At 67.1% G+C, this 25,361-nt stretch carries 27 protein-coding genes and 2 tRNA genes; 16 read left to right on the forward strand and 13 right to left on the reverse strand.

Annotated elements, in window-relative coordinates; translation table 11 throughout:
* Positions 1 to 1,185, reverse strand: coding sequence for a ferrochelatase (locus ACYVG2_RS13930; protein ID WP_460781552.1), 1,185 nt, complete (start codon positions 1,183 to 1,185; stop codon positions 1 to 3).
* Positions 1,186 to 1,309: 124 nt separating this feature from the next.
* Here ACYVG2_RS13930 and pepN point away from each other — a divergent pair, with 124 nt between their 5' ends.
* The 4 genes from pepN to ACYVG2_RS13950 all read left to right on the forward strand — a co-directional run bounded on the left by pepN (position 1,310) and on the right by ACYVG2_RS13950 (position 7,143).
* The gene (pepN, locus tag ACYVG2_RS13935; RefSeq protein ID WP_460781553.1) at positions 1,310 to 3,877 is read left to right on the forward strand and encodes an aminopeptidase N; all 2,568 of its coding nucleotides are present in this window, start codon (positions 1,310 to 1,312) and stop codon (positions 3,875 to 3,877) included.
* A gap of 79 nt (positions 3,878 to 3,956) precedes the next feature.
* Positions 3,957 to 5,033, forward strand: coding sequence for a mechanosensitive ion channel family protein (locus tag ACYVG2_RS13940; protein WP_460781943.1), 1,077 nt, complete (start codon positions 3,957 to 3,959; stop codon positions 5,031 to 5,033).
* The gene (locus ACYVG2_RS13945) at positions 5,030 to 5,482 is read left to right on the forward strand and encodes a globin (RefSeq protein WP_460781554.1); all 453 of its coding nucleotides are present in this window, start codon (positions 5,030 to 5,032) and stop codon (positions 5,480 to 5,482) included. Before ACYVG2_RS13940 ends, ACYVG2_RS13945 begins: the two co-directional genes overlap by 4 nt.
* Positions 5,479 to 7,143: an FAD-binding dehydrogenase gene (locus ACYVG2_RS13950; RefSeq protein WP_460781556.1), complete on the forward strand. Its 1,665-nt coding sequence runs from the start codon at positions 5,479 to 5,481 to the stop codon at positions 7,141 to 7,143. Before ACYVG2_RS13945 ends, ACYVG2_RS13950 begins: the two co-directional genes overlap by 4 nt.
* Here the strand turns inward: ACYVG2_RS13950 and ACYVG2_RS13955 are convergent.
* Positions 7,140 to 7,805 carry a hypothetical protein gene (locus ACYVG2_RS13955; protein ID WP_460781557.1) on the reverse strand — a complete coding sequence of 222 codons (666 nt, stop codon included), beginning with the start codon at positions 7,803 to 7,805 and terminating at the stop codon, positions 7,140 to 7,142. The two genes, ACYVG2_RS13950 and ACYVG2_RS13955, sit on opposite strands and share 4 nt — an antisense overlap.
* A 50-nt stretch (positions 7,806 to 7,855) precedes the next feature.
* Here ACYVG2_RS13955 and ACYVG2_RS13960 point away from each other — a divergent pair, with 50 nt between their 5' ends.
* Complete coding sequence (locus ACYVG2_RS13960) at positions 7,856 to 8,740, forward strand: acyl-CoA thioesterase (RefSeq protein ID WP_460781558.1); 885 nt, start codon at positions 7,856 to 7,858, stop codon at positions 8,738 to 8,740.
* Positions 8,741 to 8,761: 21 nt separating this feature from the next.
* On the opposite strand, the gene ACYVG2_RS13965 is transcribed toward ACYVG2_RS13960, so the two are convergent.
* The 4 genes from ACYVG2_RS13965 to ACYVG2_RS13980 form a co-directional block, all read right to left on the reverse strand.
* Positions 8,762 to 9,256, reverse strand: coding sequence for an acyl-CoA thioesterase (locus tag ACYVG2_RS13965; RefSeq protein ID WP_460781559.1), 495 nt, complete (start codon positions 9,254 to 9,256; stop codon positions 8,762 to 8,764).
* Positions 9,249 to 10,928 carry an energy-dependent translational throttle protein EttA gene (gene ettA / locus ACYVG2_RS13970; protein ID WP_460781560.1) on the reverse strand — a complete coding sequence of 560 codons (1,680 nt, stop codon included), beginning with the start codon at positions 10,926 to 10,928 and terminating at the stop codon, positions 9,249 to 9,251. The genes ACYVG2_RS13965 and ettA overlap by 8 nt, the downstream gene beginning before the upstream one ends.
* Positions 10,929 to 10,986: 58 nt before the next feature.
* Positions 10,987 to 11,487 (reverse strand): DUF6993 domain-containing protein, encoded by a 501-nt coding sequence (locus ACYVG2_RS13975; protein ID WP_460781561.1) that lies wholly within the window; start codon positions 11,485 to 11,487, stop codon positions 10,987 to 10,989.
* Between the two features lie 81 nt (positions 11,488 to 11,568).
* Complete coding sequence (locus ACYVG2_RS13980; protein WP_460781562.1) at positions 11,569 to 12,090, reverse strand: single-stranded DNA-binding protein; 522 nt, start codon at positions 12,088 to 12,090, stop codon at positions 11,569 to 11,571.
* 197 nt (positions 12,091 to 12,287) lie between these two features.
* Between ACYVG2_RS13980 and ACYVG2_RS13985 the strand changes: the two genes are divergently transcribed.
* The 5 genes from ACYVG2_RS13985 to ACYVG2_RS14005 all read left to right on the forward strand — a co-directional run bounded on the left by ACYVG2_RS13985 (position 12,288) and on the right by ACYVG2_RS14005 (position 16,140).
* On the forward strand, positions 12,288 to 12,557 hold the full coding sequence (locus ACYVG2_RS13985) for a hypothetical protein (RefSeq protein WP_448965708.1): 270 nt from the start codon (positions 12,288 to 12,290) through the stop codon (positions 12,555 to 12,557).
* A 521-nt stretch (positions 12,558 to 13,078) separates the two neighbouring features.
* Positions 13,079 to 13,150, forward strand: a tRNA-Arg gene (locus ACYVG2_RS13990).
* Positions 13,151 to 13,191: 41 nt separating this feature from the next.
* A complete protein-coding gene (gene orn, locus ACYVG2_RS13995) occupies positions 13,192 to 13,818 on the forward strand; it encodes an oligoribonuclease (protein WP_448965709.1) in 627 nt (208 codons plus the stop codon).
* A 36-nt stretch (positions 13,819 to 13,854) separates the two neighbouring features.
* Positions 13,855 to 13,930 (forward strand) — tRNA-His (locus ACYVG2_RS14000).
* A gap of 119 nt (positions 13,931 to 14,049) precedes the next feature.
* On the forward strand, positions 14,050 to 16,140 hold the full coding sequence (locus ACYVG2_RS14005) for a heavy metal translocating P-type ATPase (RefSeq protein WP_460781563.1): 2,091 nt from the start codon (positions 14,050 to 14,052) through the stop codon (positions 16,138 to 16,140).
* 2 nt (positions 16,141 to 16,142) lie between these two features.
* Here ACYVG2_RS14005 and ACYVG2_RS14010 read toward each other — a convergent pair whose 3' ends face one another.
* A complete protein-coding gene (locus ACYVG2_RS14010; protein WP_460781564.1) occupies positions 16,143 to 16,922 on the reverse strand; it encodes a helix-turn-helix transcriptional regulator in 780 nt (259 codons plus the stop codon).
* A 48-nt stretch (positions 16,923 to 16,970) separates the two neighbouring features.
* Between ACYVG2_RS14010 and ACYVG2_RS14015 the strand changes: the two genes are divergently transcribed.
* The 6 genes from ACYVG2_RS14015 to ACYVG2_RS14040 are packed head-to-tail and all read left to right on the forward strand — an operon-like array spanning position 16,971 to position 19,627.
* The gene (locus ACYVG2_RS14015; RefSeq protein ID WP_460781565.1) at positions 16,971 to 17,426 is read left to right on the forward strand and encodes a DUF2000 family protein; all 456 of its coding nucleotides are present in this window, start codon (positions 16,971 to 16,973) and stop codon (positions 17,424 to 17,426) included.
* 21 nt (positions 17,427 to 17,447) lie between these two features.
* Positions 17,448 to 18,077 (forward strand): LysE family transporter, encoded by a 630-nt coding sequence (locus tag ACYVG2_RS14020; RefSeq protein ID WP_460781566.1) that lies wholly within the window; start codon positions 17,448 to 17,450, stop codon positions 18,075 to 18,077.
* A gap of 28 nt (positions 18,078 to 18,105) precedes the next feature.
* Positions 18,106 to 18,453: a metallopeptidase family protein gene (locus ACYVG2_RS14025; RefSeq protein ID WP_460781944.1), complete on the forward strand. Its 348-nt coding sequence runs from the start codon at positions 18,106 to 18,108 to the stop codon at positions 18,451 to 18,453.
* Complete coding sequence (clpS, locus tag ACYVG2_RS14030) at positions 18,450 to 18,746, forward strand: ATP-dependent Clp protease adapter ClpS (protein WP_448965714.1); 297 nt, start codon at positions 18,450 to 18,452, stop codon at positions 18,744 to 18,746. Before ACYVG2_RS14025 ends, clpS begins: the two co-directional genes overlap by 4 nt.
* Entirely contained in the window at positions 18,743 to 19,255 is a 513-nt protein-coding gene (locus ACYVG2_RS14035; RefSeq protein WP_460781567.1) for a DUF2017 family protein, read from the forward strand. Before clpS ends, ACYVG2_RS14035 begins: the two co-directional genes overlap by 4 nt.
* A 27-nt stretch (positions 19,256 to 19,282) precedes the next feature.
* Positions 19,283 to 19,627 (forward strand): YciI family protein, encoded by a 345-nt coding sequence (locus ACYVG2_RS14040; RefSeq protein ID WP_460781568.1) that lies wholly within the window; start codon positions 19,283 to 19,285, stop codon positions 19,625 to 19,627.
* Positions 19,628 to 19,657: 30 nt separating this feature from the next.
* Here ACYVG2_RS14040 and ACYVG2_RS14045 read toward each other — a convergent pair whose 3' ends face one another.
* From ACYVG2_RS14045 to gatC, 6 genes are all read right to left on the reverse strand, one after another.
* Positions 19,658 to 20,239, reverse strand: a complete 582-nt coding sequence (locus ACYVG2_RS14045; protein WP_460781569.1) for a nucleoside/nucleotide kinase family protein — start codon at positions 20,237 to 20,239, stop codon at positions 19,658 to 19,660.
* Entirely contained in the window at positions 20,223 to 20,543 is a 321-nt protein-coding gene (locus tag ACYVG2_RS14050) for a hypothetical protein (RefSeq protein WP_448965718.1), read from the reverse strand. Before ACYVG2_RS14050 ends, ACYVG2_RS14045 begins: the two co-directional genes overlap by 17 nt.
* Positions 20,544 to 20,580: 37 nt before the next feature.
* Entirely contained in the window at positions 20,581 to 21,837 is a 1,257-nt protein-coding gene (dinB, locus tag ACYVG2_RS14055; RefSeq protein ID WP_460781570.1) for a DNA polymerase IV, read from the reverse strand.
* 159 nt (positions 21,838 to 21,996) lie between these two features.
* The gene (gatB, locus tag ACYVG2_RS14060; protein ID WP_460781571.1) at positions 21,997 to 23,529 is read right to left on the reverse strand and encodes an Asp-tRNA(Asn)/Glu-tRNA(Gln) amidotransferase subunit GatB; all 1,533 of its coding nucleotides are present in this window, start codon (positions 23,527 to 23,529) and stop codon (positions 21,997 to 21,999) included.
* Positions 23,529 to 25,046: an Asp-tRNA(Asn)/Glu-tRNA(Gln) amidotransferase subunit GatA gene (gene gatA / locus ACYVG2_RS14065; RefSeq protein WP_460781572.1), complete on the reverse strand. Its 1,518-nt coding sequence runs from the start codon at positions 25,044 to 25,046 to the stop codon at positions 23,529 to 23,531. Before gatA ends, gatB begins: the two co-directional genes overlap by 1 nt.
* The gene (gatC, locus tag ACYVG2_RS14070; protein ID WP_448965722.1) at positions 25,043 to 25,342 is read right to left on the reverse strand and encodes an Asp-tRNA(Asn)/Glu-tRNA(Gln) amidotransferase subunit GatC; all 300 of its coding nucleotides are present in this window, start codon (positions 25,340 to 25,342) and stop codon (positions 25,043 to 25,045) included. The genes gatA and gatC overlap by 4 nt, the downstream gene beginning before the upstream one ends.
* Between the last annotated feature and the right edge of the window lie 19 nt (positions 25,343 to 25,361).

The raw sequence follows: 25,361 nt of genomic DNA on the forward strand, positions 1-25,361 counted from the left end.
TCAGGGTACGAGACCCGCCGCAGCGGGCTTGAACCCGAGCCGTACGTTCTCGCAGTCGCCGGGGCGCGCGACGTCGTACCACGGGCCGAGATCGGTCAGGTGCGGGCGCTGGGATGCCGGTGTCCCCTCGATGCGCTCGAGCACGAGATCGATCAGGCCGGCGACGAACGCGGGATGGACGCCGGGGGTCGGCGTGCGCACCGCGAGCAGACCGGCTTCCCCGGCGGCCTCCATCGCCTCCGTGTCCAGATCCCAGAGGACCTCCATGTGGTCGCTCACGAATCCGAGCGGGACGATGACGACCGCCTTCGCACCCGCGGCGGGCAGCTCGGCGATCACATCGTTGATGTCGGGCTCGAGCCACGGCTGTGACGGGGGGCCGGAGCGCGACTGGAAAACGAGTTGCCAGGGCACGCTCGTCCCACCGGTGACGGTGACACCGAGCTGCTCGACGATGTGCGTGGCGACCGCCCGGTGCTGTGCGACGTATGCGCCGCCCTCCCCCCAGTCCACGTCTCTCGGCCCCGACCGCTCCGCATCGGCAGTGGGGATCGAGTGAGTCGAGAACAGCACGTGGATGTCGGATGCCGCGATCCCCTGCTCCAGGAACCCGGCGACCGCAGCATCCACCCCCTCCTGGAAGGGCTTCACGAATCCTGGGTGATCGAAGAAGAGGCGCACCTTGTCGGCGGTCACGCGGTCTTCGAGGCCGGCGTCCGTGATCGCCAGAGCGATGTCCTCGCGGTACTGCCGGTCGCTGGAGTACGAGCTGTACGCGCTGGTGGCGAGCACCAGGAGCGTCGAGTGACCGTCGTCGGTGGCAGCGGTGAACGCGTCATCGAGGAAGGGCTCCCAGTTCCGGTTGCCCCAGTACACGGGCAGGTCGATGCCGCGGCCGGCGAGCTCGGCCTCGAGCGCCGCCTTGAGCGCGCGGTTCTGGTCGTTGATCGGGCTCACGCCGCCGAAGTGCCGATAGTGATGGGCCACTTCTTCGAGACGCTCGTCGGGGATGCCACGGCCTCGCGTCACGTTGCGCAGGAACGGGATCACGTCATCCTGTCCCTCCGGCCCACCGAAGCTGGCCAGGACCAGGGCGTCGTACGCCACCGGCGTCTCGACGAACTCGGGGCCACCAGCGGCGGCCGGGGAAGCGAAGGGGACGACGTTCGAGGCGGGTGCAGTCACACTTCCATCTTTCCACCACCGCGCGCCGACATCGGCCGGGTCCTGGCGTAGGCTGTCATGGTTGCCGTCGGCGCCAGCCGCGTCGGATCTCGGTGCCGACCCCGAACCCCTGGGAGAATCAGCTGTGCCTGGAGAGAACCTCACTCGAATCGAAGCTCAGGAGCGTCGCGCTCTCATCGACACCCAGTCGTACGGGATCTCGCTCGACCTGACGAAGGGCGCGGAGGTATTCGGATCCCGCAGCGTGGTGCACTTCCGCGCGACGCCGGGAAGCTTCACCTTCATCGATCTGATCGCTCGCGACGTCCGAGAGATCTCGCTCAACGGCGAACTGCTCGACCCTGAAGAGGTCTTCGCCGACTCGCGGATCGCGCTCTCGGGTCTGCAGGAGGAGAACGTCCTCGTCGTCGACGCCGACTGCCTCTACACCAACACCGGTGAGGGACTGCACCGCTTCGTCGATCCGGTCGACGGCGAGGTGTACCTCTACTCGCAGTTCGAGGTGCCCGACTCCCGCCGCGTGTTCGCGGTGTTCGAGCAGCCCGATCTGAAGGCGACGTTCCAGTTCACGATCACGGCACCAGAGTCGTGGAAGGTCGTCTCCAACTCCCCCACGCCCGAGCCCATCAACCACGACGAGAACGCGACCGCGACCTGGGGGTTCGAGCCCACTCCGCGCATCTCCTCGTACATCACCGCGATAGTCGCCGGTCCGTACGAGTCCACGTTCTCCGAGCTGACCAGCGCCTCCGGCGATGTCATCCCGCTCGGGGTGTACGGGCGCAAGAGCCTGTGGCAGCACCTCGACGCCGACTACATCTTCGACAAGACGCGGGAGGGCTTCGCCTACTACGAGGAGAAGTTCGGCGTCCCGTACCCGTTCGCGAAGTACGACCAGCTGTTCGTGCCGGAGTTCAACGCCGGGGCGATGGAGAACGCGGGCGCCGTCACCTTCACCGAGACCTATGTCTTCCGCAGCAAGGTGACCGATGCCGTCAAGGAGCGTCGTGTCGTCACGATCCTGCACGAGCTCGCGCACATGTGGTTCGGTGACCTCGTCACCATGAAGTGGTGGAACGACCTCTGGCTGAACGAGTCGTTCGCCGAGTGGGCGTCGACCATCGCCACCGCCGAGGCCACTGAATGGACCGAAGCATGGACCACGTTCAACGCCATGGAGAAGACCTGGGCCTACCGCCAGGATCAGCTGCCTTCCACGCACCCGATCGTCGCCGAGATCAACGACCTCGAAGACGTGCAGGTGAACTTCGACGGGATCACCTACGCCAAGGGCGGATCTGTGCTCAAGCAGCTGGCGGCCTGGGTCGGCATCGAGGCGTTCTTCGCCGGTGTCGGGCAGTACTTCCAGAAGCACGCGTGGGGCAACACCGAGGTGAGCGACCTGCTCACCGAGCTCGAGGCCACCAGCGGCCGCGATCTGAGCACCTGGTCGAAGAAATGGCTCGAGACCGCGGGCGTGAACACTCTCTCCCCCGTCATCGCCGAGGACTCCGACGGCGTCATCACACGCTTCGCGGTGACCCAGACGGCGCCGGCCGACTATCCCACGATCCGCCCGCACCGCCTGGGCATCGGCTTCTACGACCTGGTCGACGGCTCCCTCACACGTACGCACTACGCCGAGATCGACGTCGACGGCGACCGCACCGAGGTGCCGGAGCTGCAGGGCCGCAAGCGACCCGACCTCGTGCTGCTCAACGACAACGACCTCGCATACGCGAAGATCCGCCTCGACGAGCGTTCGCTGGCCACGGCGATCGATCACCTCGGCGCGATCGCCGACCCGCTCGCCCGCTCGCTCGTCTGGGGCGCGGCCTGGGATCAGACCCGCGACGCCGAGAGCGCAGCATCCGATTACATCGAGCTCGTACTGCGCAACATCGGCAAGGAGTCCGAATCCACCACGGTTCGCACCACGCTCGCGCAGCTGCGCACCGCCGCAACGCTCTACGTGGCACCGACCGACCGCGACGCCGCGCGGCTGCGGATCGCCGACGGCCTGTGGGAGCTCGCCCACGGCGCCGAAGCCGGCAGCGACAGCCAGTTGCAGTTCGTCACCGCCTTCGCGAGCTCGCTCGTGAACGCCGAGCACGCCGGCATCGTCGGGCGCCTGCGCTCTGGTGAGGACACTCTCCCCGGTCTCGAGATCGACACCGACCTCTCGTGGCAGCTGCTCGTCGGCCTCGCGTCGATCGGCGCGACGGATGCCGCATCGATCGACGTCGCTCTCGCCGCGGACAACACGTCCAAGGGAGCGGAGTTCGCCGCTCAGGCGCGCGCCGCCCTGCCGACCGCGGCGGACAAGCGCACGGCGTGGAGTTCGCTCATCGACGATGACACGCTGCCGAACACGATCGTGCGCTCCGCGGCGCTGGGCTTCGGGCATCCGAACAGCACCGGAGTGCTCGGCGAGTTCGTGCCGGAGTACTTCGACATGCTGCTGCCGGTGTGGGAATCGCGCACCTATCAGATCGCCAGCTACCTCATCGTCGGCCTGTACCCGACCGCACTGGCGAATGCCGAGCTGCGCGACGCGACCCGTGCCTGGCTCTCCGCCAACGGCGAGGCCGCGCCCGCACTGCGACGCCTCGTGAGCGAAGGTCTCGCGGACGTCGAGCGCGCACTCGCCGCGCAGTCACGCGACGCCGAGGACGACGACAGCGACAGCTGACACCGCCTTTCATCGATCGGGCCTCTGCGACGCTGTCTTCCAGCTGTCGCAGAGGCCCGATCGCTAGGATCAGAGGGTGCTGTTGCTTCCCTTCGAGACCGATCCGGCGCCTGATACGGCGAACGAGGTGTGGGTGTCGTTCCTCGAGATCCTCAGATTGATCGGCGGCAAGGCGATCAGCATCGCGATCATCGTCGCCGTGGCGTTCCTGATCGGATTCGCGCTCCGTTTCGTCGTACGCAGGATCGTGCACCGCATCGTCGACACCGCGAAGTCGAAGGCGAACGTCGACGACACGCAGGCGCTCGAGCGCTCCCCCCTCGCCGACATGCGACTGATCCAGCGAACGCGCACTCTCGGCAGCATCCTGCAGAACATCATCAACGTCGCGGTCGTGATCGTGGCGCTGCTGATGGTGATGGCGGTCATCGCTCCCGACCTGATCAGCTCCCTCACCCTCCTCACCGCCGCGATCGGCGCGGGTCTCGGTTTCGGCGCGCAGAACATCGTCAAGGACGTCCTCAACGGCCTGTTCATCGTCGCTGAGGACCAGATCGGCATCGGGGACGTCGTCGACACGGGTCTCGCGAGCGGCGTGGTCGAGCACGTGAGTGTGCGCATCACCCAGGTGCGTGACGTGAACGGCACGCTCTGGTACGTGCGCAACGGCGAGATGCTGCGCATCGGCAACATGTCGCAGGGCTGGGCGCGCGCCATCGTCGATCTCGGCGTCCCTGTCGACGCCGTCGTCCCCGACGTCGAAGCAGCGCTCCTGGATGCCGCGCAGGGGCTCGCGAAAGACCCCAAGTGGCGCACGCGCATCATCGAGCGTCCCGAGGTGTGGGGACTCGAATCGATCACCGGTGAGGCCCTCGTCATCCGGGTGGTGCTGAAGACCCGAGCGAACGCGAAGGACGACGTCGCGCGCGAACTGCGCATGCGCCTCAAGCGCGCGATCGAGGAGATGGGACTCTCGATCCCCAGCCTCGAATCGGTCGTCCCCACGGGTCCCGAGGGCGCACGTCGTGTGCGTGGCGCGAATCCGCCCACCACTAAGCCCAACGCCGTCACGGGAGTGCCGCCGGTCTCACGAGGCATCTGGCGCAAGAAGGACACCAAGGCGGCACCGAAGGACAAGCCGGAGGACGAGTCATGACCTTCTACGACGAGGTCGGCGGGTACGCCACGTTCGAGAGGATCGTCGACGGCTTCTACCGTGAGGTGGCGCTCGATCCTGTCCTGCATCCGATGTATCCGGAAGAGGATCTCGGCCCCGCCGCCGAGCGGTTCACGATGTTCCTGGCCCAGTACTGGGGCGGCCCCTCCACGTACAGCGAGACGCGAGGGCATCCGCGGTTGCGGATGCGTCACATGCCGTTCCGCGTCGACCCGGACGCACGCGATCGCTGGCTGCGCTGCATGCGCACCTCGCTCGATGAGGTGCAGCTCTCACCGTTGCACGACGCGACGCTCTGGGACTACCTGGAGCGCGCCGCATATGCCATGGTGAACACCATGGAGCCGTCGGGCATCGGTCCGGCGCCCGCGGGCCGATCGACGCTCGAGACCCGCAGCAGCAGTCAGGATTCAACGGAGACCCCATGACCACCACGCCCCTGTCCGCAGACGTTCTCGTGATCGGATGGGGGTTGGCCGGTCTCGTCGCCGCATCGGAGGCGACTTCCGCCGGCAGACGCGTGATCCTCGTGGATCAGGAGCCGCGCTCCAATCTCGGCGGACAGGCATGGTGGTCCTTCGGCGGACTGTTCCTCATCGATTCGCCGGAACAGCGCCGGTTCGGCATCAAGGATTCGCTCGAGCTCGCCACGCAGGACTGGTTCGGCAACGCGGGATTCGATCGTGAGGAGGATCGCTGGCCTCGCGCCTGGGCCGAGGCGTACCTGCAGTTCGCCGCCGGTGAGAAGCGCGCATGGCTGCGTGAGAGGGGTGTCGGGTTCTTCCCGGTGGTCGGTTGGGCGGAGCGCGGCGGGTACGGGGCGATCGGTCCCGGCAACTCGGTGCCCAGGTTCCACATCACCTGGGGCACGGGGCCGGGCATCGTCGCGCCTTTCGCTGACGCCGCGCAGCGCGCCGAGGAGACGGGCACGCTCACCATCCTCCCCCGCCACAAGGTCACCGAGCTGCTGATGGCCGACGGTGCGGTGACCGGTGCGAGGGGCGAGGTGCTGCTCGACGACGCCACCGCTCGAGGAGTCTCCTCCTCCCGAGAGGCCGTGGGCGAGTTCGAGATCACGGCCGGGGCGACGATCGTCTCGTCCGGCGGGATCGGCGGCAACCACGACCTGGTGCGCGCCGCCTGGCCGGAACGGCTGGGCACGCCGCCGTCTCACATGCTCTCCGGCGTGCCGGCGTACGTCGACGGATCCATGTACCCGGTCACCGCAGCCGCGGGAGCGAACCTGATCAACGGCGACAGGATGTGGCACTACGTCGAGGGCATCAAGAACTGGGATCCGGTGTGGCCGGCGCACGGCATCCGCATCCTCCCCGGGCCCTCGTCGCTCTGGCTGGACGCGACGGGCACACGTCTGCCCGTGCCGTTGTTCCCGGGGTTCGACACCCTCGGCACCCTCGAGCACCTGCGTGCGACCGGGCACGACCACTCCTGGTTCGTCACGTCCCGCCAGATCGTCGAGAAGGAGTTCGCGCTGTCGGGCAGCGAGCAGAATCCCGATCTCACCGGCAAGGACATCGCTCTGCTGCTGAAGTCGAGGCTCGCGAAGGGCCCGACGGGGCCCGTGCAGTCCTTTCTGGACGAGGGCGAGGACTTCATCGTGGAGAACGACCTCGAATCCCTGCTCGAGCAGATGGGGCGTGCCGACGACGGCGACCTGCTCGATCTGGATCGTGTGCGTCGCGAAGTCGAGGCTCGTGACCGGGAGATCGACAACGACTTCACCAAGGACGCGCAGATCGGCATGCTGCGATCCATGCGGGCCTACCGCGGTGACAAGCTCATCCGCACAGCGACTCCGCACCGGCTGCAGGATCCGTCCGCAGGACCCATGATCGCGGTCAAGCTGCATGTGATCACGCGCAAGTCGCTCGGCGGAATCGAGACGGATCTCGATGGACGAGCCCTGGGCGCTGACCGGTCGCCCATCCGCGGACTCTATGCGGCGGGCGAGGCCAGCGGCTTCGGCGGCGGAGGCGTGCACGGATACCGCGCACTGGAGGGGACCTTCCTTGGCGGATGCCTCTTCTCCGGGCGCCAGGCGGGTCGCGGCGCGGCGCGGGAGAGCTAGCCCTGCGACCCGGTGCTGCGCACGGCGGTGAGGCCAGTGGCCATCGGGCCGCGGGCGAGCACATGGCCTCGGCGGAACGCCAGCCGTGTCCATCGTCCCGAGGTCGTCACAGGAACCTGCTCCTCGCCGGAGATGAATCCGAAGGCGTGGGCTGCGAACGCGACGCCGCGCACGAGACCACTGAGATCCTCGTCCGCTTCGCCCCAGATGGCTGCTCTGAGGGCTCTCACGGCCTCTTCGCCCGCGCCCGGCGTCGCTCCCCTGGCGACGGCGGAGATGCCCCACTGGGCGCGCCGTGCGATCGTCGCAGCGGAGAGCTCACCGGCGGGCTCCCACCCGCCGCGCGGCGGCGCCACCCCGGCCCATGCGGGCGAGCGTCCGGTCTCCGGGAGCGTCAGCATCCGCTTGTCCTCGTCCTGACCCAGTTCGTCGACCACGATGTCGCATTCCAGCTCAGGGTCGGCGTGCACGATCCGCATCGCGAGGACGGTCGGGGTCTGATCGAACAGTCCCTTCGGCGCCAGTGCGGAGGCCGTCACCGCCAGGACACCGTTGCGCCCCTGCAGACGGATGCCGTCGTCAGAGACCTGCATCGCGCGGCCGAGGAACGTGAGAACGTCTCGAGCCGTGTCGGAATCGGAGAGAACGAGACGAGGGGGCACGCGTTCTAAACTACCAACGAGGCGGCTGAACGGTCGCGGGGAGGAGCGCCATGAGCGCAGCGGCACAGGCTCAGGCATCCGTCGACCACCTGCTCGAGGTGCTGGATCTCGACGAGACGCAGGCGCGCACCGAGGAGGACATCTTCACCGGTCGCTCGCACAGCATGCCGACCGGACGCATCTACGGCGGTCAGGTGCTCGGCCAGTCCCTCATCGCGGCTGAGCGGACGATGTCCGAGGATCGGGCCGTGCACTCGATGCACGGATACTTCCTGCGCCCTGGCGACTCGACTCAGGGGCTGACGATCGCTGTCGATCGCATTCATGACGGCAGGTCCTTCTCGACCAGGCGTTCGCAGGCGTATCAGAACGGCGTGCCGATCTTCTCGATGATCGCGTCCTTCCAGGATGAGGCGCCGGGAGTCGAGCACGCGCAGCCGATGCCGCAGGACATCCCCGCACCAGATGATCTTCCGTCCGACGAGGAGCGGGTGGAAGGCGTCCATCCACGGGCGCTGCGGATGCTGACGGAGCGGCCGGTGGACATGCGTCATGTCGAATCCCCGCTGTACGTCGTGGCCGACGGGGAGCGCAAGGCGCACCAGGCGGTCTGGATGCGGATGCGAGCGCCGATGCCGGAGGATCAGCGGCTGCATCGCGCCGCGCTCGCGTACCTCAGCGACATGAGCATCCAGGAGTCGATCCTGCGCGCTCACGGCGTGCCATGGGCGACGCCGGGACTCAAGGTCGCCAGCCTCGACCACGCGATGTGGTGGCATCGACCGGCACGGGTCGACGAATGGCTGCTGTACGTGCAGGAGTCGCCGAACGCGCGTGGCGGACGCGGTCTCGCGACGGGTCGCATCTACACGCAGGACGGCGTGCTGGCGGCGAGCGTGACGCAGGAGATCATGATCAGGGTGCCAGCCACCTGATCACGACCTCCTGCGCGAGCGTCAGCGGTGCGCGTAGGTGATCGGCTCGCCGATGTACGGCGTCCAGGCGTCGCGCATCTCCTGGGTGATGCGCGTGGGGCGGCCGGTGGCCGCGTCCACGAGGACGATCACGGCCGTGGACCGCGCGTACAGCACGCGCGTCGCGCTCTCGGCGTCGTTGAACACCTCGTAGCAGACCTCGAGGCTGGAACCGCCGAGCTTGCCGAACCACATCTGTACTTCGAGCGGACGACGCTGATACGGCACAGGCGCGAGGTACTCGATCTCCTGCCGCGCGATGAGCGTCAGAGTGCCCGCCTCGATGCCGGAGTTGAGTACGGCCGTCGGTGGCGCCGTCTCGCCCTCCTCCGCCGCCCAGAAGGCGCGCACGCGCGCTTCCTCGAGGAGCTTGAGCATCGAGGTGTTGTTGACGTGGTTGAACGCGTCGAGATCGCCCCATCGCAGGTGGATGGGGACGTGCAGCCTCGACGCGGCGCCGGTGGGAGCGTCAGTCACGCGTCAGCTTGCGGTGCGTGGAACGGTGCGGGTTCGCCGCGTCCGGGCCGAGACGTTCGATCTTGTTCTTCTCGTACGACTCGAAGTTGCCCTCGAACCAGTGCCACTGAGCCGGGTTCTCGTCCGTGCCCTCATACGCGAGGATGTGCGTCGCGATGCGGTCGAGGAACCACCGGTCGTGCGTGATGACCACAGCGCAACCGGGGAACTCGAGCAGGGCGTTCTCGAGGGAGCTCAGCGTCTCGATGTCGAGGTCGTTGGTGGGCTCGTCGAGGAGCAGCAGGTTGCCGCCCTCCTTCAGGGTCAGGGCGAGGTTCAGACGGTTGCGCTCTCCACCGGAGAGCACACCGGCCTTCTTCTGCTGATCCGGACCCTTGAAGCCGAACTTCGACACGTAGGCGCGAGAGGGGATCTCCGTTTTGCCGACCGTGATGAAATCGAGCCCGTCGGACACGACCTCCCACAGGTTCTTGTCCGGATCGATGTTGGAGCGGGACTGGTCGACGTAGCTGATCTTGACCGTCTCGCCGATCTTCAGGTCGCCGCCGTCGAGCGGCTCGAGGCCGACGATCGTCTTGAACAGCGTGGTCTTGCCGACGCCGTTGGCGCCGATGATGCCGACGATGCCGTTGGGCGGGAGGCTGAAGCTCAGTCCGTCGATCAGCGTGCGGTCGCCGAAGCCCTTCTTGAGGTTCTTCGCCTCGATGACGACGCTGCCGAGACGCGGACCCGCGGGGATCTGGATCTCCTCGAAGTCGAGTTTCCTCGTGCGCTCCGCCTCGGTCGCCATCTCCTCGTATCGTGCAAGACGCGCCTTGGACTTGGTCTGACGTCCCTTGGCGCTGGAGCGAACCCACTCGAGCTCGTCCTTCAGGCGCTTGGCGAGCTTGGCGTCCTTCTTGCCCTGGATGGCGAGACGCTCGCCCTTCTTCTCCAGGTACGTGGAGTAGTTGCCCTCGTAGCCGATGAGGCGGCCACGGTCGACCTCGGCGATCCACTCCGCGACGTTGTCGAGGAAGTACCGGTCGTGAGTGATGGCGATGACGGCACCCTTGTACGCCTGCAGGTGCTGCTCGAGCCAGAGCACGCTCTCGGCGTCGAGGTGGTTGGTGGGCTCGTCGAGGAGCAGCAGGTCGGGCTTCTGCAGGAGGAGTTTGGCGAGTGCGACGCGGCGCTTCTCACCACCGGAGAGCGGGGCGATCTCGGCGTCTCCCGGAGGAGTGCGCAGTGCGTCCATGGCCTGGTCGAGCTGGGAGTCAAGATCCCAGCCGTCTGCCGCGTCGATCTCCTCTTGCAGCACGCCCATCTCGGCGAGCAGCGTGTCGAAGTCCGCGTCGGGGTCGGCCATCTGCGCGGAGATCTCGTTGAAGCGGTCGAGCTTCGCCTTGATCGCGACGCCGTCCTGGATGTTCTCGAGGACGGTCTTGGACTCGTCGAGCTCGGGCTCCTGCATGAGGATGCCGACGCTGAAGCCCGGCGTGAGCTTCGCCTCGCCGTTGGACGGCTGGTCGAGACCCGCCATGATCTTGAGGATCGTCGACTTACCGGCGCCGTTGGGGCCGACCATGCCGATCTTCGCCCCCGGGAGGAATGACATCGTCACGTCATCGAGGATGAGCTTGTCGCCCACCGCCTTGCGCGCACGAACCATCGAGTAGATGTACTCAGCCACTGAGAACCGCTCCTTTTGTAGGCGTCGAAGATCGACACTCCAGCCTACCGGCTATGGATCACCAGTCGATCGGTCGCGTCTCGCCGATCAAGCAGCGTCCTTCGGCGAGTTGATCCACGACCGCGGTGACCGGCTCCCCCGTCGAGGGACCGACCTGTCCGACGAGGCAGTGCGCTTCGCCCCAGCGCACCGAGAACTGCAGGCTCTCCACGGGGTTGCCGACGGTCGTGACGTCCTTCGTCACCTGCATCGCATTGCGATCGAAACCTGCCGCGGTGAGAGCGTCGACATACGCACGCCCGGCTGCGCGTTCGTCCGACGACCACACCTGCTCGGTGATCGCGGAGAAGAGCGGAAGGTTGTCCTCTGCCGTCCCGTCGGGCTGAATGGTCGGTGCTTCCGCCGTCTGCGCCGCCGAGGCGGATCCGGCGCTGGCGGTCGGGCTCGACGGCGGCTGCACCGGCGAGTCCGGTGCGCACGCGGCCAGGCCGAGACCGAGCGCCATGACCGCGCCTGCCGCCACGAGACGCAGACGAGCGGTGGGGAGTCGACGGGGCACGCTCCGAGTCTATGGTGACCCGGTCGTCCTCCCCACCTCGCCGTGTCGCAGGGCCTCAGCCGGTGCGCCTGCTGCGCCGGATCAGTCCTCGGCCGACCACGGGCCACCGACGAGCGCCATCGCAGGATCCGTGGATGCCCCGGGCTCGCCGTCGGAGTCATCGGCTTCCGCATCGGGCTCGGCGTCGAGCACCTCCCCGGTCGCGAGGTCGACGTCCGCGTGCGATGATTCGGGCGCGGCTGCGGGGCGGCTCGCCTTCGCGAAGGCGCTGGCGCCCCACCGCAGATCGTGCCCGATCGCCTCGGCATCGATGTCGGCGCTCATCCCCTTGCGTTCCGCGTTCTCCCATTCGCGCAGCTTGAGCTTCCCGGTCACGATGACTCCGTCGCCCTGGTGCAGCGACGCCTTCACATGATCGGCGAGCTGACGGAACGCGGAGACGTTGTACCAATTGGTGCCTGTCTCGAGCCACGTCTGGGTCTTCGCATCGAAGCGGCGCTGCGGACTGGCGACGCGGAGGTTCACCACCGCGACACCGTTCGCGGTCTCGCTCCGTTTCGGGTCGGCGCCGACGCGCCCCAGGATCGTCACGTTGTCGTTCATGTCAATCTCCTCTTCCATCTGTGCCGGGACGCGCCCGGATCGCCCCAGAGTGCCTCGTCGTGCCCATCGAGCGGGGCACATAACCCGCGATCGGTGGACAAAGCGACGAACACCTGATCAGTGGAGGAAAGGCTGCTGACCCACAGCGGCCTCGATGTCCGTGGTCGGTCATATGTTCGAACCGGAAGGAGAACCAGATGTCCGATACACAGATCCTGCACCTGCCAGAGGTGCGTTATGCCACCCCGCAGCTCGAGTCGAGAAGAGAGCGGCTCGTGAGAGCGTCGGAACAGCTCTGGCGGGTCCAAGACGCCGACGGTCGCATCCTCGGCCACGTTCGCATCGTCGCCGATCCTCACGGACTGCGCTATCGCGCCGAGCGCCTGCATCTGGCGACCGGCGCGTTCCGCATCGTCGGCGAGTTCTGGCGCCCTGATGACGCGGTGCAGGCGCTTCGCAACGGCTGAGTTGTGCCCAGCAAAGGCGAACGCCTGAAGGCTATGCAGGCGCGCCACCGCTATCTCAATTTTCTGCGCATGATGGACCATCTCAGCGTTCACGCGTGCACTGACTGCGGCGAATCAGATCCGGTGGTCCTCGATTTCGATCATCTACCCGGCGTAGACAAGAGGTTTGAGATATCGCGTGCAGTGAGCGCTTCGACCCGCTCGTGGTCACTGATCGAGAGCGAGATCGCCAAGTGCGAGGTGGTGTGCGCCAACTGTCACCGCCGGCGCACCTCCGAAAGGGCAGGGCACCGAAAGCATCTGATAAAGATGGGAATCCCGATCCCCGTCGTCCCCGCGACCACCGCCCATCGAACACTCACTCCGCATGGCGGGGGAAGCAAGGGTCGCAGGGGGTGCCTCTGCGAACCTTGTCGGCAGCGCCGCAACGCGTATGCGCGGGAATGGCGCGTGCGACGAAAGAACCCACCGGGACCGGCTGAGAACAACGTCGGCCAAAGTGTCGCTAATCTAGAAGACGACCCCCAGTAGCTCAGCGGAAGAGCATCGATCTTCTAAGTCGCCGGTCGCACGTTCGAATCGTGCCTGGGGGACCGAGGAAGGCCGATGTCCATGCCCTCAGTAGACTGAGCGCATGGTATCTGCGTCCGAAAATGATCGACTCGTCTGGATCGACTGCGAGATGACGGGACTCGATCTTTCGGTTGACGAACTCGTCGAGATCGCCGTCGTCATCACCGATTTCGAGCTTCGTCCGCTCGATCCCGGCTTCCAGGTCGTCATCAGGCCCAACGACTCGGCGTTGGCCAACATGAACGATTTCGTGACGAAGATGCACGAGTCGTCCGGGCTGATCAACGAGATCCCCCACGGAGTATCCCTGGCGGACGCCGAGGCCCAGACCCTCGAGTACATCAAGCGATTCGTACCGCTCGAGCGCAAGGCGCCCCTGGCGGGCAACACGATCGGCACCGATCGCATGTTCCTCGCGAAGTACATGCCGCAGATCGATCAGTGGCTGCACTACCGCAATGTCGACGTCTCCAGCGTCAAGGAGCTCTCGCGCCGCTGGTACCCCCGCGTGTTCTTCCAGGCACCGGCCAAAGACGGCGGCCACCGCGCCCTCGCAGACATACTCGAGTCCATCCGCGAGATGCAGTACTACCGCGAGGCGGTCTTCGTCGCAGAGCCGGGGCCGTCCAGCGACGAGGCTCGTGCGATCGCAGAACGCACCGTGTCGTCGTTCACCTCAGACGTGTAATAGAATCGTCTGGTTGCCTGCCCCGGTAGGCACATGGTGGCTATAGCTCAGTTGGTAGAGCACCGCGTTGTGGTCGCGGGGGTCGCGGGTTCAAGCCCCGTTAGCCACCCCAATCACGAGAAGGGCCCGAGTCGGAAGACTCGGGCCCTTCTTCGTGCACGTGCCCCTTTCGGGAATACCCCCTAGGGGTATACGGTTGTGACTGATCGACCCCTTCGGAAGGATGAGATCATGACGCACGCACACCACGACGATCACACGCACGTCGTACGGGAGCATGCCGAGCATGAGCCGGCTGCGCACGAGCACGACGCGCACGCGAAGGCTCCTGCCGAACACGCTTCGCACGGGCATCACGACCATGCCGATCACGTCGGTCAGTTCCGACGCCTGTTCTGGATCATGCTCATCGTCGCGGTACCGGTCGTCGCCACGTCCCCGATGTTCGGCATGGTGCTCGGGTATCAGCTCCCCGAGTGGGCGGTGTGGGTCTCCGCAGTGCTCGGCACAGTGATGTACGCATGGGGAGGCGCTCCGTTCCTCTCCGGCGCTGTCTCTGAGCTTCGCGCCCGCACTCCTGGCATGATGCTGCTGATCGCGCTCGCGATCACGGTGGCCTTCTTCGCCTCATGGGGCGCGACCCTCGGCATCCTTCACCACGAGCTCGAGTTCTGGTGGGAGCTCGCCCTGCTGATCGTCATCATGCTGCTCGGACACTGGGTCGAGATGCGTTCGCTCGCTCAGACGAGCTCGGCGCTCGACTCGCTCGCCGCACTGCTCCCCGACGAAGCCGAACGCATCGACGGCGACACGATCACGACTGTCTCCCCCGACGCATTGCGCCAAGGCGACCTCGTGATGGTCAGGCCGGGCTCCCGGCTGCCTGCCGACGGCACGATCCGCGAAGGCAGCGCGCACCTCGACGAATCGATGATCACCGGTGAATCCCAGCCTGTGCGTCGCACCGTCGGCGACCAGGTGGTCGCCGGTACCGTGGCGACCGACTCCGGCCTGCGCGTCGAGATCACCGCGGTCGGCGCTGACACCGCGCTCGCCGGCATCCAGCGACTGGTCACGGCAGCGCAGAACTCCTCGTCGCGCGCGCAGCGGATCGCCGACAAGGCCGCAGGGTGGCTCTTCTGGTTCGCGCTCGGAGCGGCGGCCATCACCGCCGTGGCGTGGTCGACGCTCGGAATGCCGGATCAGGCGATCATCCGCACCGTCACCGTCCTCGTGATCGCCTGCCCTCACGCGCTCGGCCTCGCCATCCCGCTGGTGGTCTCTATCGCGACGGAGCGCGCTGCGCGAGCAGGCGTCCTCGTCAAGGACCGACTCGCGCTGGAGAGCATGCGGACCGTCGACGTCGTGCTGTTCGACAAGACCGGAACCCTCACAAAGGGTGCGCCGACAGTCACCGCCGTGGACACCACGGCGCACCGTTCCAGCGACGCTCTGCTCGCACTCGCAGCCGCAGCCGAGAGCGATTCAGAGCATCCGCTCGCGAAGGCCATCGTCGGCGCGGCCGCAGCACGGGGTCTCACCGTCCCGGCCGCGTCCGACTTCTCGTCATCGCCGGCGATCGGCGTGCGCGCCGTCGTAGACGGGGAAACCGTGCAGGTCGGCGGTCCTCGGCTCCTCGAACAGGAGAAGGGCGAAGAGCGGCCCATCGCAGACGACTGGCGTCAGGAAGGCGCGATCATCCTCCACGTCCTGGTGGACGGCCGGGTGACCGGCGCGCTGCGCCTGGCCGACGAGATCCGACCCGAATCGCGTGAGGCCGTCGCCGCCCTCCACTCTCGCGGCGTGCAGGTCGTGATGATCACCGGCGATGCAGAGGCGGTGGCGTCCGCGGTGGCCGCCGAGCTCGACATCGACCGCGTCTACGCCGGTGTGCGGCCGGAGGACAAGGCGTCCAAGGTGCGTGAGCTGCAGGCGGAAGGGCGCCGCGTCGCGATGGTCGGTGACGGAGTCAACGACGCACCCGCACTCGCGCAGGCCGACGTCGGCATCGCGATCGGCGCGGGTACGGACGTCGCGATCGCCTCAGCAGGCGTGATCCTCGCCGGCGACGACCCGCGCTCGGTGCTGTCGGTGATCGACCTCTCCCGTGCGAGCTACCGGAAGATGACCCAGAACCTCTGGTGGGCCGCCGGCTACAACCTGATCTCCGTGCCGCTGGCTGCCGGAGTGCTCGCCCCCGTCGGCTTCGTTCTGCCGATGTCGGTCGGCGCGATCCTGATGTCGCTCTCGACGATCGTGGTCGCTCTCAACGCGCAACTGCTCAGAAGAGTCGATCTGTCTCATGCGAACACCGAAGCGTGAACTCAGGCGGCTGCGAAGCGCGCCGGCGTCGTTCCCAGGATCCTGCGGAAGTGCCGGGTGAGATGGGCCTGATCATGGAAACCGGCGGATGCCGCGGCATCCGCCGGTTTCCAGCCATCCACCAGAAGCCGACGGGCATGATCGACCCGTCGGCTGATCAGGTACCGGTGCGGCGGCATTCCGTACGCGCGGGTGAATGACCGCGTGAGATGGCTCGGGTGCGCACCGAGTTCTGCGGCGACATCGGCGATGCTGAATCCCTCCAGCGCACGATCATCCAGCAGCGCACGCGCTCGCCTCGCGAGCGGGGTGTCTGCTGGCCGGTGCACCGGTGTGTCGACCCTCATCAGCAGGCGCTCGCGGAGCACGTGCGTCTCGTGCTCGGCATCCAGGAGCTCCGCAGGCTCGCGCAGCGCACGATGGATCGATCGCACGGCCGCCACGATCTCGACGTCGTCGAATGTCGGGTTCGCGGCCGCGACGGACGGCGCCGTCCTCGGCAACCACGAGGATTCGAGGTACAGCACGCGTTTGCGGAACCCTCGTCCCCTGGTTGCAGAGCGCCCGTCATGCGGAACCCCGGGCGGCAGCACGGTCACCGCGTCCGGGAGCGCGAGATGGCGGACCCGCTCCAAGTCGTACGACACGGCACCGCTGTCGATCAGCAGCACAGTCCAGTCGTCGTGCGCGTGCATCGGATAGGCGTGGTCGTCGAATGACGCGTGCAGCACCTCGCGCAGTCCCGACACGGCCGGATGCCACGCACGGATCGAATCGCCCATGCAAGAAACGTACAAGACCTGTATCGGGCGACGGCTCAGAATCGGAGGATGACCTCCCTCGCCACCGCTCCCGATGCGGAATCGTCACCGTACCGATTCGACACGAAAGTGGCCGTGGTGCTGCGCGACGATCTCAAAGCCTGGCAGGAGCTCAATGCGACAGCCTTCCTCATGAGCGGGATCGCCACCAGTGGCCCTGGACTCGTCGGCGAGCCGTACCGCGATCACGATGGCACCGAGTACCTGCCGATGCTCCGCCAGCCCGTCCTCGTCATGACCGCGGATTCCGCGCTGCTCGCCAGAGCCAGGGCGAAGGCCACCGCGAGGGATGATGTCGCCGTCGCGGTGTACATCAGCGAACTCTTCTCGACGTCCCACGACGAGGCCAATCGCGCGACCGTCGCGGAGGTATCGGCCGACGAGCTCGACCTGGTCGGCGTCGCGCTGCGCGGACCGAAGAACGTGGTGGACCGTCTGCTCAAGGGTGCGCGCATGCATGCGTGAACGCCGCCATAGGATTGCCTGGTGTCACTGACGGTCTGGCTCTCCCTGCTCGCGGCGTCCGCCGTCATCAGTTTCACCCCGGGGGCCGGCGCCATCAACACGATGTCGACGTCGCTCACCGAAGGGTGGCGGCGCTCGATATGGGGCGTGATCGGCCTGCAGGTGGCTCTGATCGTGCACGTCGTGATCGTCGCGGCTGGTGTGGGCCTCATCGTCTCGCGATCGCCCGTGCTGTTCGCCCTTATCCGATACGCGGGTGCGGCGTACCTCGCTTACCTCGGGCTCAGGCTGATCCTGACCCGCGTCCGCGATGCCGGCGAGAAGGCGACCGACGCGCCTCGGCTGCCGACGAGCCGCTGGTCGATGATCAGACGCGGATTCTGGGTCAATCTGCTCAATCCGAAGGCGATCGTGTTCTTCCTCGCCTTCATCCCGCAGTTCATCCGACTCGATCAGCCCGCCCTCCCCCAATATCTGATCCTGATCGCGACGGTCGTCACCGTGGATGTGCTCGTGATGTGGGGATTCTTCGCGACCGCGGCGCGGCCGTTCCAGCGCGTGACGGGCACGGCACGCGGTCAGCGGATCCTGAACACCGTCTTCGGTGTGCTCTTCCTCGCCGTCGCCGCACTGCTGCTGTTCGTCCACTGACCCCTGCCGGGCCATAGGCTTGTCGATGATGGAAATGGATGCCGCGACCTTCGAGCAGCTCGTCGTCGACGAGCTCGACAGACTGCCCGATGAGATGGTGAGCGGCCTGGAGAATCTGATCTTCGTCGTCGAGGACCGCCCGGAGGACGGGAGTCTCGATCTGCTGGGGATGTACGACGGTCTCGCACTGACCGAGCGCGGCCAGTACGGCATGGGCGAACTGCCCGATCGCATCATCCTGTTCCGTGAATCGCATCTCGCGGAGTGCGAAGATGAAGAGGAACTCCGCGAAGAGATCCACACGACGCTGGTCCACGAGATCGCGCATTTCTTCGGCATCGACGACACGCAGCTGCACGAGATGGGATGGGCATGAGCATTCCGATCGCAACGCCCGACCTCGGCGAGGTCACCGACCTCCGGGCGGCTCCCCTCGAACCATGGCAGGTCGTGGTCTGGAACGATCCCGTGAATCTGATGAGCTACGTCGCGCGGGTCTTCCGCACGTACTTCGGGTACTCGGCCGAGCACGCCACGACGCTCATGCTCGCCGTGCACAACGACGGTCACGCGATCGTCGCAACCGGTCCCCGCGAGACGATGGAGGTGCACGCGCAGGCCATGCACGACTACGGCCTGTGGGCGACGGTGAGGAAGGCCCCGCAATGACCGATCCCGTGATCCGCCTCCCTCTCGCCGTCGTGGAGGGCATCCACCTGGCCGGTCTCGTCGAAGAGTTCACAGACATGCTCACGGGCTTCGACGGAGAACCCGATCCAGGACTGACCCGGCTCACGCCGGATCCTTATCCTGAGGATGCCGAGGCGTCGGCGGAGTTCTCCGCCGCCGCCCACGACGACCTTCTCGACAGGCGAACGGCAGACGCTGCCGTCGTGCGCAACGGGCTGACGCCGTTCCTCACGACCGCGGCCGAGGATCTCGCCGAGGACGAGGCACTCGCCCAGCGCGATGTCGTGATCCCGGCTCCCGATGTCGATTCCTGGTTGCGCACGCTCACTGCCCTGCGTCTCGTGATCGCCACCCGCCTGGAGATCACTGCGGAAGACGATGAGCACGACCTGGAGGATCCGCGATTCGGCGTGTACGACTGGCTGGGCTTCCGCCTCGACGGTCTGATCGCTCTCGCCGACGCGCACGACGAGTACTCTGCGCAGTAAGAGAAGCTCATCATCATCGGAGATGCCATGCCGCAGTACGCAGTCCTGATCTACACCGACGACTCCGCACACGCCCTCGATGCGTCCGAGGAAGACCTCGCCGAGCCGAACGGACACGGCGACGAGCTCGCCGAGTCCGGTGCGATGAAGGCCGCGTGGGCGTTCACTCCTCGAGACCTCGCTCGATCGATCCGCGCCGAGGGAGTGACCGACGGCCCGTTCGTCGATGCAGCGCAGGTGGTTGCCGGCGTCTACATCATCGAGGCGGAGACGTGGGACGACGCGCTCGCGATCGCGGGCACCAACCCCGCCATCCGCGGCTCCGCCGGTGTCGAGGTCCGACTCGTCCACAGCGGCGGAATGGTCAGCTGACCCAGACGGAGCCGACCAGCGAGAAGTCGATCAGGGGATCGTGACCCGCAGCGTCGCGAGCCCACGCGGATCGTCGCGGTCCAGATGCCTCTGCTCCTGCGCGGCCCAGCGATCCCAGTGCGGACGGAATCCGTCACCGTCGCGGTCGAGAGCGCGCCGTTTGCGTGCACCGTCCGGGGCCTCCACCCATACGCTGACATCGGCGAGACGCGCTGTCGCCGGGTTCACGGCCCCGCATCCTTCGAGGATGACCCCCAGGGCGGGCGTGACAGCATGCGCCTCAGCGTCGGTCTCCAGCTCCCAATCCCACCGGCGCCACGTGCTGAGCAGCCCGCGCGCGTGCGGCCGCAGGATGTCGTGCAGTGCGCGTTCCACACCGGCGTCGAGGCCGTCCCATCCTGGATAGAGCGAGTCCAGCGCGATCAACTGCGGGCGTCCGGCCACGGGCCAGTTCGCTGCGACCATGCGGGAGAGGGTCGTCTTCCCGGCACCGGCGCGGCCGTCGATCAGGACGACAGGATTGGATGCTTCGACCGCGATGATGGCGTCGATGATACCGACGGCCGCGCGCTGAAGAGCCTGCGCGACCGGGTCGTCATTTCTTGAGGGCACGGATCACGCGGGAGAGTGCGCGCCCTGCGACCCACACGAACGGGATCGCCACGGCCAACAGCGCCACCAGGTTCGGCTCGAAGCGCAGACCCTCTTCGCGGCGGACGTATACCCCGACGGGAATGGAGACGCCTCCGCCTCCCCCGCCACCGTTCCCGGTTTCGTCCGAGCCGCCGCCGAAGCCCGCCCAGGTCAGCGCGACCGGTGTGATGCTCACTCCGTCGACATCCTGCGGCTCGCCGTAGGCGCTCTTCACGCCGAAGGATGCGACTTGCTTTCCGAGGTCCAGTGCGATGTTCGGCATGAGTCCACGCTAGTCGACAGAAGGCCGGACCGGGAGCTCAATCGAAGCCGTGATCCTTCGGATGCCGGACGGTTCCGCGTCCATCGCCGCGACCGACATGCCGGGCACGTGTGATCGTGGCGCTGCCGAAACGAGCCCTGGCGTCGTCGAGAGCGCCCTCGACCTTGCGCCAGTGCTCGTCGTCGTCCCACAGCGCGAAAGCCGCTCCACCGGCAGGGCGGAGCCTCTCGGCGCGCACGCCGACCAGTCGTACTGGATCGCGCCGGTCGATCGACTCGTACAGCTTCTGCGCCGCCTCGCCGATGCGTTGCCCGACGGATGTGGGCTCGGCGAGCGTCTGGGATCGGCTCAACGTGGTGAAGTCGTCGAAGCGGATCTTGATCGCGACGGTCGCGCACTCCCACGAGGCTTTCCGAAGCCGCACAGCGACACGATCGGCGAGTCGGAGCAGCTCGGCACGAAGGAATTCGCGGTCGGTCACGTCGACGTCGAACGTCTCCTCGTGCCCGACGCTCTTCTCCACCCGCTCGGTCTCGACAGCCCTCGCGTCCTCTCCACGCGCGAGCTGGGCGATGCGCGCTCCCAGGGCCGGTCCGACGGCGCGGTCGAGCATGTCCTGCGGTGAGTCGCGGATGTCGCCGATCGTGCGGATGCCGCGCGCCTCCAACGCGTCCGACGCCTTCGGTCCCACGCCCCACATCGTTCGCACCGATCGGGGTGCGAGGAAGTCGAGTGTGTCCGCAGCGGTGACGATGAGCATCCCGTCCGGTTTCGAGATCGTCGATGCCATCTTGGCGACGTGCTTGGTCGCGGCGACGCCGACGCTGCAACTGATGCCGACTTCAGCCTGCACGCGCTCTCTGACGAGCCGCGCGATCTGCCCCGGGCTCCCCCAGAGACGGCGGACGCCCTGCACGTCGAGGAACGCCTCGTCGACGGAGAGCGGCTCGACGAGCGGCGTGATCGATTCGAAGATCTCCATCACCTGGCGCGACACCGCCTGATAGCGGTCGAAGTGCGGCATGACGATCCTGGCGCTCGGACACAGGCGCATCGCCTGACTCACCGGCATCGCAGCGCGAACTCCGTATCTGCGCGCCTCATACGACGCGCTGGACACGACCGATCGCCCGTCAGGTGCCCCGATGATCAACGGCAGGCCCCGCAGCGATGGGTCGTCCATCACCTCGACGGCGGCATAGAAGGCATCCATGTCGACGTGGAGGATGCGTGTGCCCGTGTCGTCGGCACCGTCAGGAGAGACGAGCCTGCCTCGTCCGTCACCGCGCCCCATGCTTCCATTCTCCCCGAGGCCACCGACATCGGTCACAGTCTGGGGGCTGACCCACCAGATGTCGGACGGACCACGAGAATCAGTCCGACATCTGGCGTGTCGGCCCCCAAAGTGACAGGCGGCGCGGGTGCGACCGCCCGGAAGTGTCGGGGTCGACGACTACTGCGCGGCGCGCTCCAGGATGAGCTCGCGCACGCGAGCGGCATCCGCCTGCCCCTTCATGGCCTTCATGACGGCTCCGATGACCGCGCCGGCGGCCTGGACCTTGCCGTCCTTGATCTTCGCCATGACGTCGGGCTGCGCTGCGAGCGCATCGTCGATCGCGGCGATGAGAGCGCCGTCATCCGAGACGACGGCGAGTCCGCGCCCGTCGACGACCTCCTGCGGGGTGCCCTCACCGGCGATGACGCCTTCGAGCACCTGGCGGGCGAGCTTGTCGGTGAGCGTTCCCTCATCGATGAGCTTCTGCAACGCGGCGACGTTCTCAGGGGAGATGAGGCCCGCGGCATCCTTGTCCTGGGAGTTCGCGAGGCGGGAGATCTCACCGGTCCACCACTTGCGTGCGGCGGCCGGCGTCGCACCGGCGGCGATGGTTGCCTCGACCTCGTCGATCAGGTTGCCGTTGCGCACGTCCTGGAACTCCAGGTCGGTGAAGCTCCACTCGGTCTTGAGACGGCGACGTCGCGCCACGGGCTGCTCGGGCAGCTCGGACCGCAGCTCCTCGATCAGTTCGCTGGTGGGCTGCACCGGCAGCAGGTCGGGCTCGGGGAAGTACCGGTAGTCGTCTGCGTCGGACTTCGGCCGACCCGGAGACGTCGTGCCGGTGTCCTCGTGCCAGTGACGGGTCTCCTGGATGATCGTGCCGCCGTCGGCGAGGATCTGCGCCTGACGCTGGATCTCGTGCCGCACAGCGCGCTCGACCGAGCGCATCGAGTTGACGTTCTTCGTCTCGGTACGTGTGCCCAGCGGCGCCGGCTGCTCGCCCTCCGCGACACGCGGCCGCAGCGACACGTTCGCATCGCACCGCAGGTTGCCGCGTTCGAGTCGCGCCTCCGAGATGCCGAGACTGCGCACGATGTCGCGGATCGTGGAGACATACGCCTTCGCGACCTCCGGCGCACGGTGCTCGGTGCCGTAGATGATGTCGGTGACGATCTCGACCAGCGGTACACCGGCGCGGTTGTAATCGACCAGCGAGTACTCCGCACCCTGGATGCGGCCGGTCGCCCCACCCATGTGGGTGAGCTTTCCGGCGTCCTCCTCCATGTGCGCGCGCTCGATCGGAACGGTCACGAGCGTGCCGTCCTCGAGCTCGACGACGACCGATCCGCGGTAGGCGATCGGCTCGTCGTACTGCGAGATCTGGTAGTTCTTGCCGAGATCGGGGTAGAAGTAGTTCTTCCTGGCGAAGCGGCTCGAATCCGCGATCGAGCAGCCCAGCGCGAGGCCGAGGCTGATCGACGAGCGGATCGCCGTCTCGTTCACGACGGGCATGGCACCGGGAAGGCCCATGTCGACGGGTGCGATCAGCGTGTTCGGCTCCGCCGCGTGATACTTCTCGTTGGCCGGGTTCGGCGCGTCGGAGAACATCTTCGTGTTCGTGTTGAGCTCGACGTGCACCTCGAATCCGAGCACGGGCTCGAACAGCTCGAGGGCCTTGTCGAAGTCCATCAGCTTTGCTGCGGCAGCCATCAGCGGGTCCCTCCTGCGAGCTGGGGTGCGCGGGTGAGCAGAGGAGCACCCCACGAGTCGACGAGTGCGGTCTCGAGCGCCGCACCGACGCGGTACAGACGGGCGTCCTCGTGCGCCGGCGCGAGGAACTGGATGCCGACGGGCATGCCGTCCTCCTCTGCGAGCCCGGAAGGGATCGAGATGCCGGGGACGCCGGCGAGGTTCGCCGGGATCGTCGTGACGTCGTTCAGGTACATCTGCAACGGGTCGTCGATCTTCTCGCCGATCTTGAACGCCGTGGTCGGCGCGGTCGGCGTCGCGATGACGTCGACCTGTGCGAACGCGTCGTCGAAGTCCTTCTGGATCAGCGTGCGCACCTTCTGCGCGCTGCCGTAGTACGCGTCGTAGTAGCCCGCCGACAGCGCGTACGTCCCCAGGATGATGCGGCGCTTGACCTCGTCGCCGAACCCGGCCTCGCGTGTGGCCGACATGACATCCTCCACCGTGGGGTTGCCGTCAGGGGTGACTCGCAGGCCGAAGCGCACCGAGTCGAACTTCGCCAGGTTGCTGGATGCCTCCGCGGGGAGGATCAGGTAATACGCGGCGACGCCGTACTCGAAGTGCGGCGTGGAGATCTCGACGATCTCGGCGCCGTGGCCCTCGAGCAGGTCGAGCGATGCGCGGAAGGATGCGGCGACGCCGGGCTGGAAGCCCGAGTCCGGCAGCTCCTTGATGATGCCGACCTTCAGCCCCTTGAGCACATCGCCACGCGCGCCCTCACGGGCTGCATCCGCGAACGACGGCCAGGCGTCGGTGAGCGAGGTGGAGTCCTTGGGGTCATGACCGCCGATGACGTCGTGCAGCAGACCCGAGTCGAGCACCGTACGTGTGACGGGACCGACCTGGTCGAGGCTGGAGGCCAATGCGATCGCACCGTAGCGGCTGACGCCGCCGTAGGTCGGCTTGATGCCGACGGTACCGGTGACGTGCGCGGGCTGGCGGATCGAACCGCCGGTGTCGGAGCCGAGCGCGAGCGGTGCTTCGAAGGCGGCGACGGCAGCGGCCGAGCCACCGCCGGAACCGCCGGGGATCCGATCGAGATCCCACGGGTTGCGCGTCGGGCCGTACGCGGAGTGCTCGGTGGACGAGCCCATCGCGAACTCGTCCATGTTGGTCTTGCCGAGCGGTACGAGACCGGCCGCACGTGCACGCGCGACGACCGTCGCGTCGTACGGCGACATGTAGCCCTCGAGGATCCTCGACCCGCTCGTGGTCGGCTGATCGGTGGTGACCAGGACGTCCTTGATCGCGAGCGGCACACCGGCGAGCGGGTGCAGCTGCTCCCCCGCTGCCCGAGCGTCGTCGACCGCGTCGGCGGCGGCGAGAGCGCCCTGGTTCACGTGCAGGAATGCGTGCACATCGCCGTCGACCGCGGCGATGCGGTCGAGGTGGGCCTGCGTGGCCTCACGGCTGGAGACGTCGCCTGCGGCGAGCCTGTCCGCGAGCTCCGCGGCTGTCAGACGGATCAGATCGCTCACTGCTCCTCCCCGAGGATCGCGGTCACGCGGAAACGGCCGTCCGCGGCATCAGGCGCATTCTGCAGCACCTGCTCGTGCGTGAGAGTCTCGCCGACCACGTCGGGCCGGAAGACGTTCGCGAGCGGGATGGGGTGGCTGGTCGCCGCCACATCCGACGTCGCCACCTCCGACACCTTCGCGATGTTGTCGACGATGGCGTCGAGCTGGCCCGTGAGCCGCGTTACCTCGTCGTCGTTCAGCTGGATGCGTGCGAGCATGCCGAGATGGCGCACGAGATCAGGGGTGATTTCAGACACCACTCCAGTCTAGTTCGCA

It is taken from the genome of Microbacterium shaanxiense, assembly GCF_054779995.1.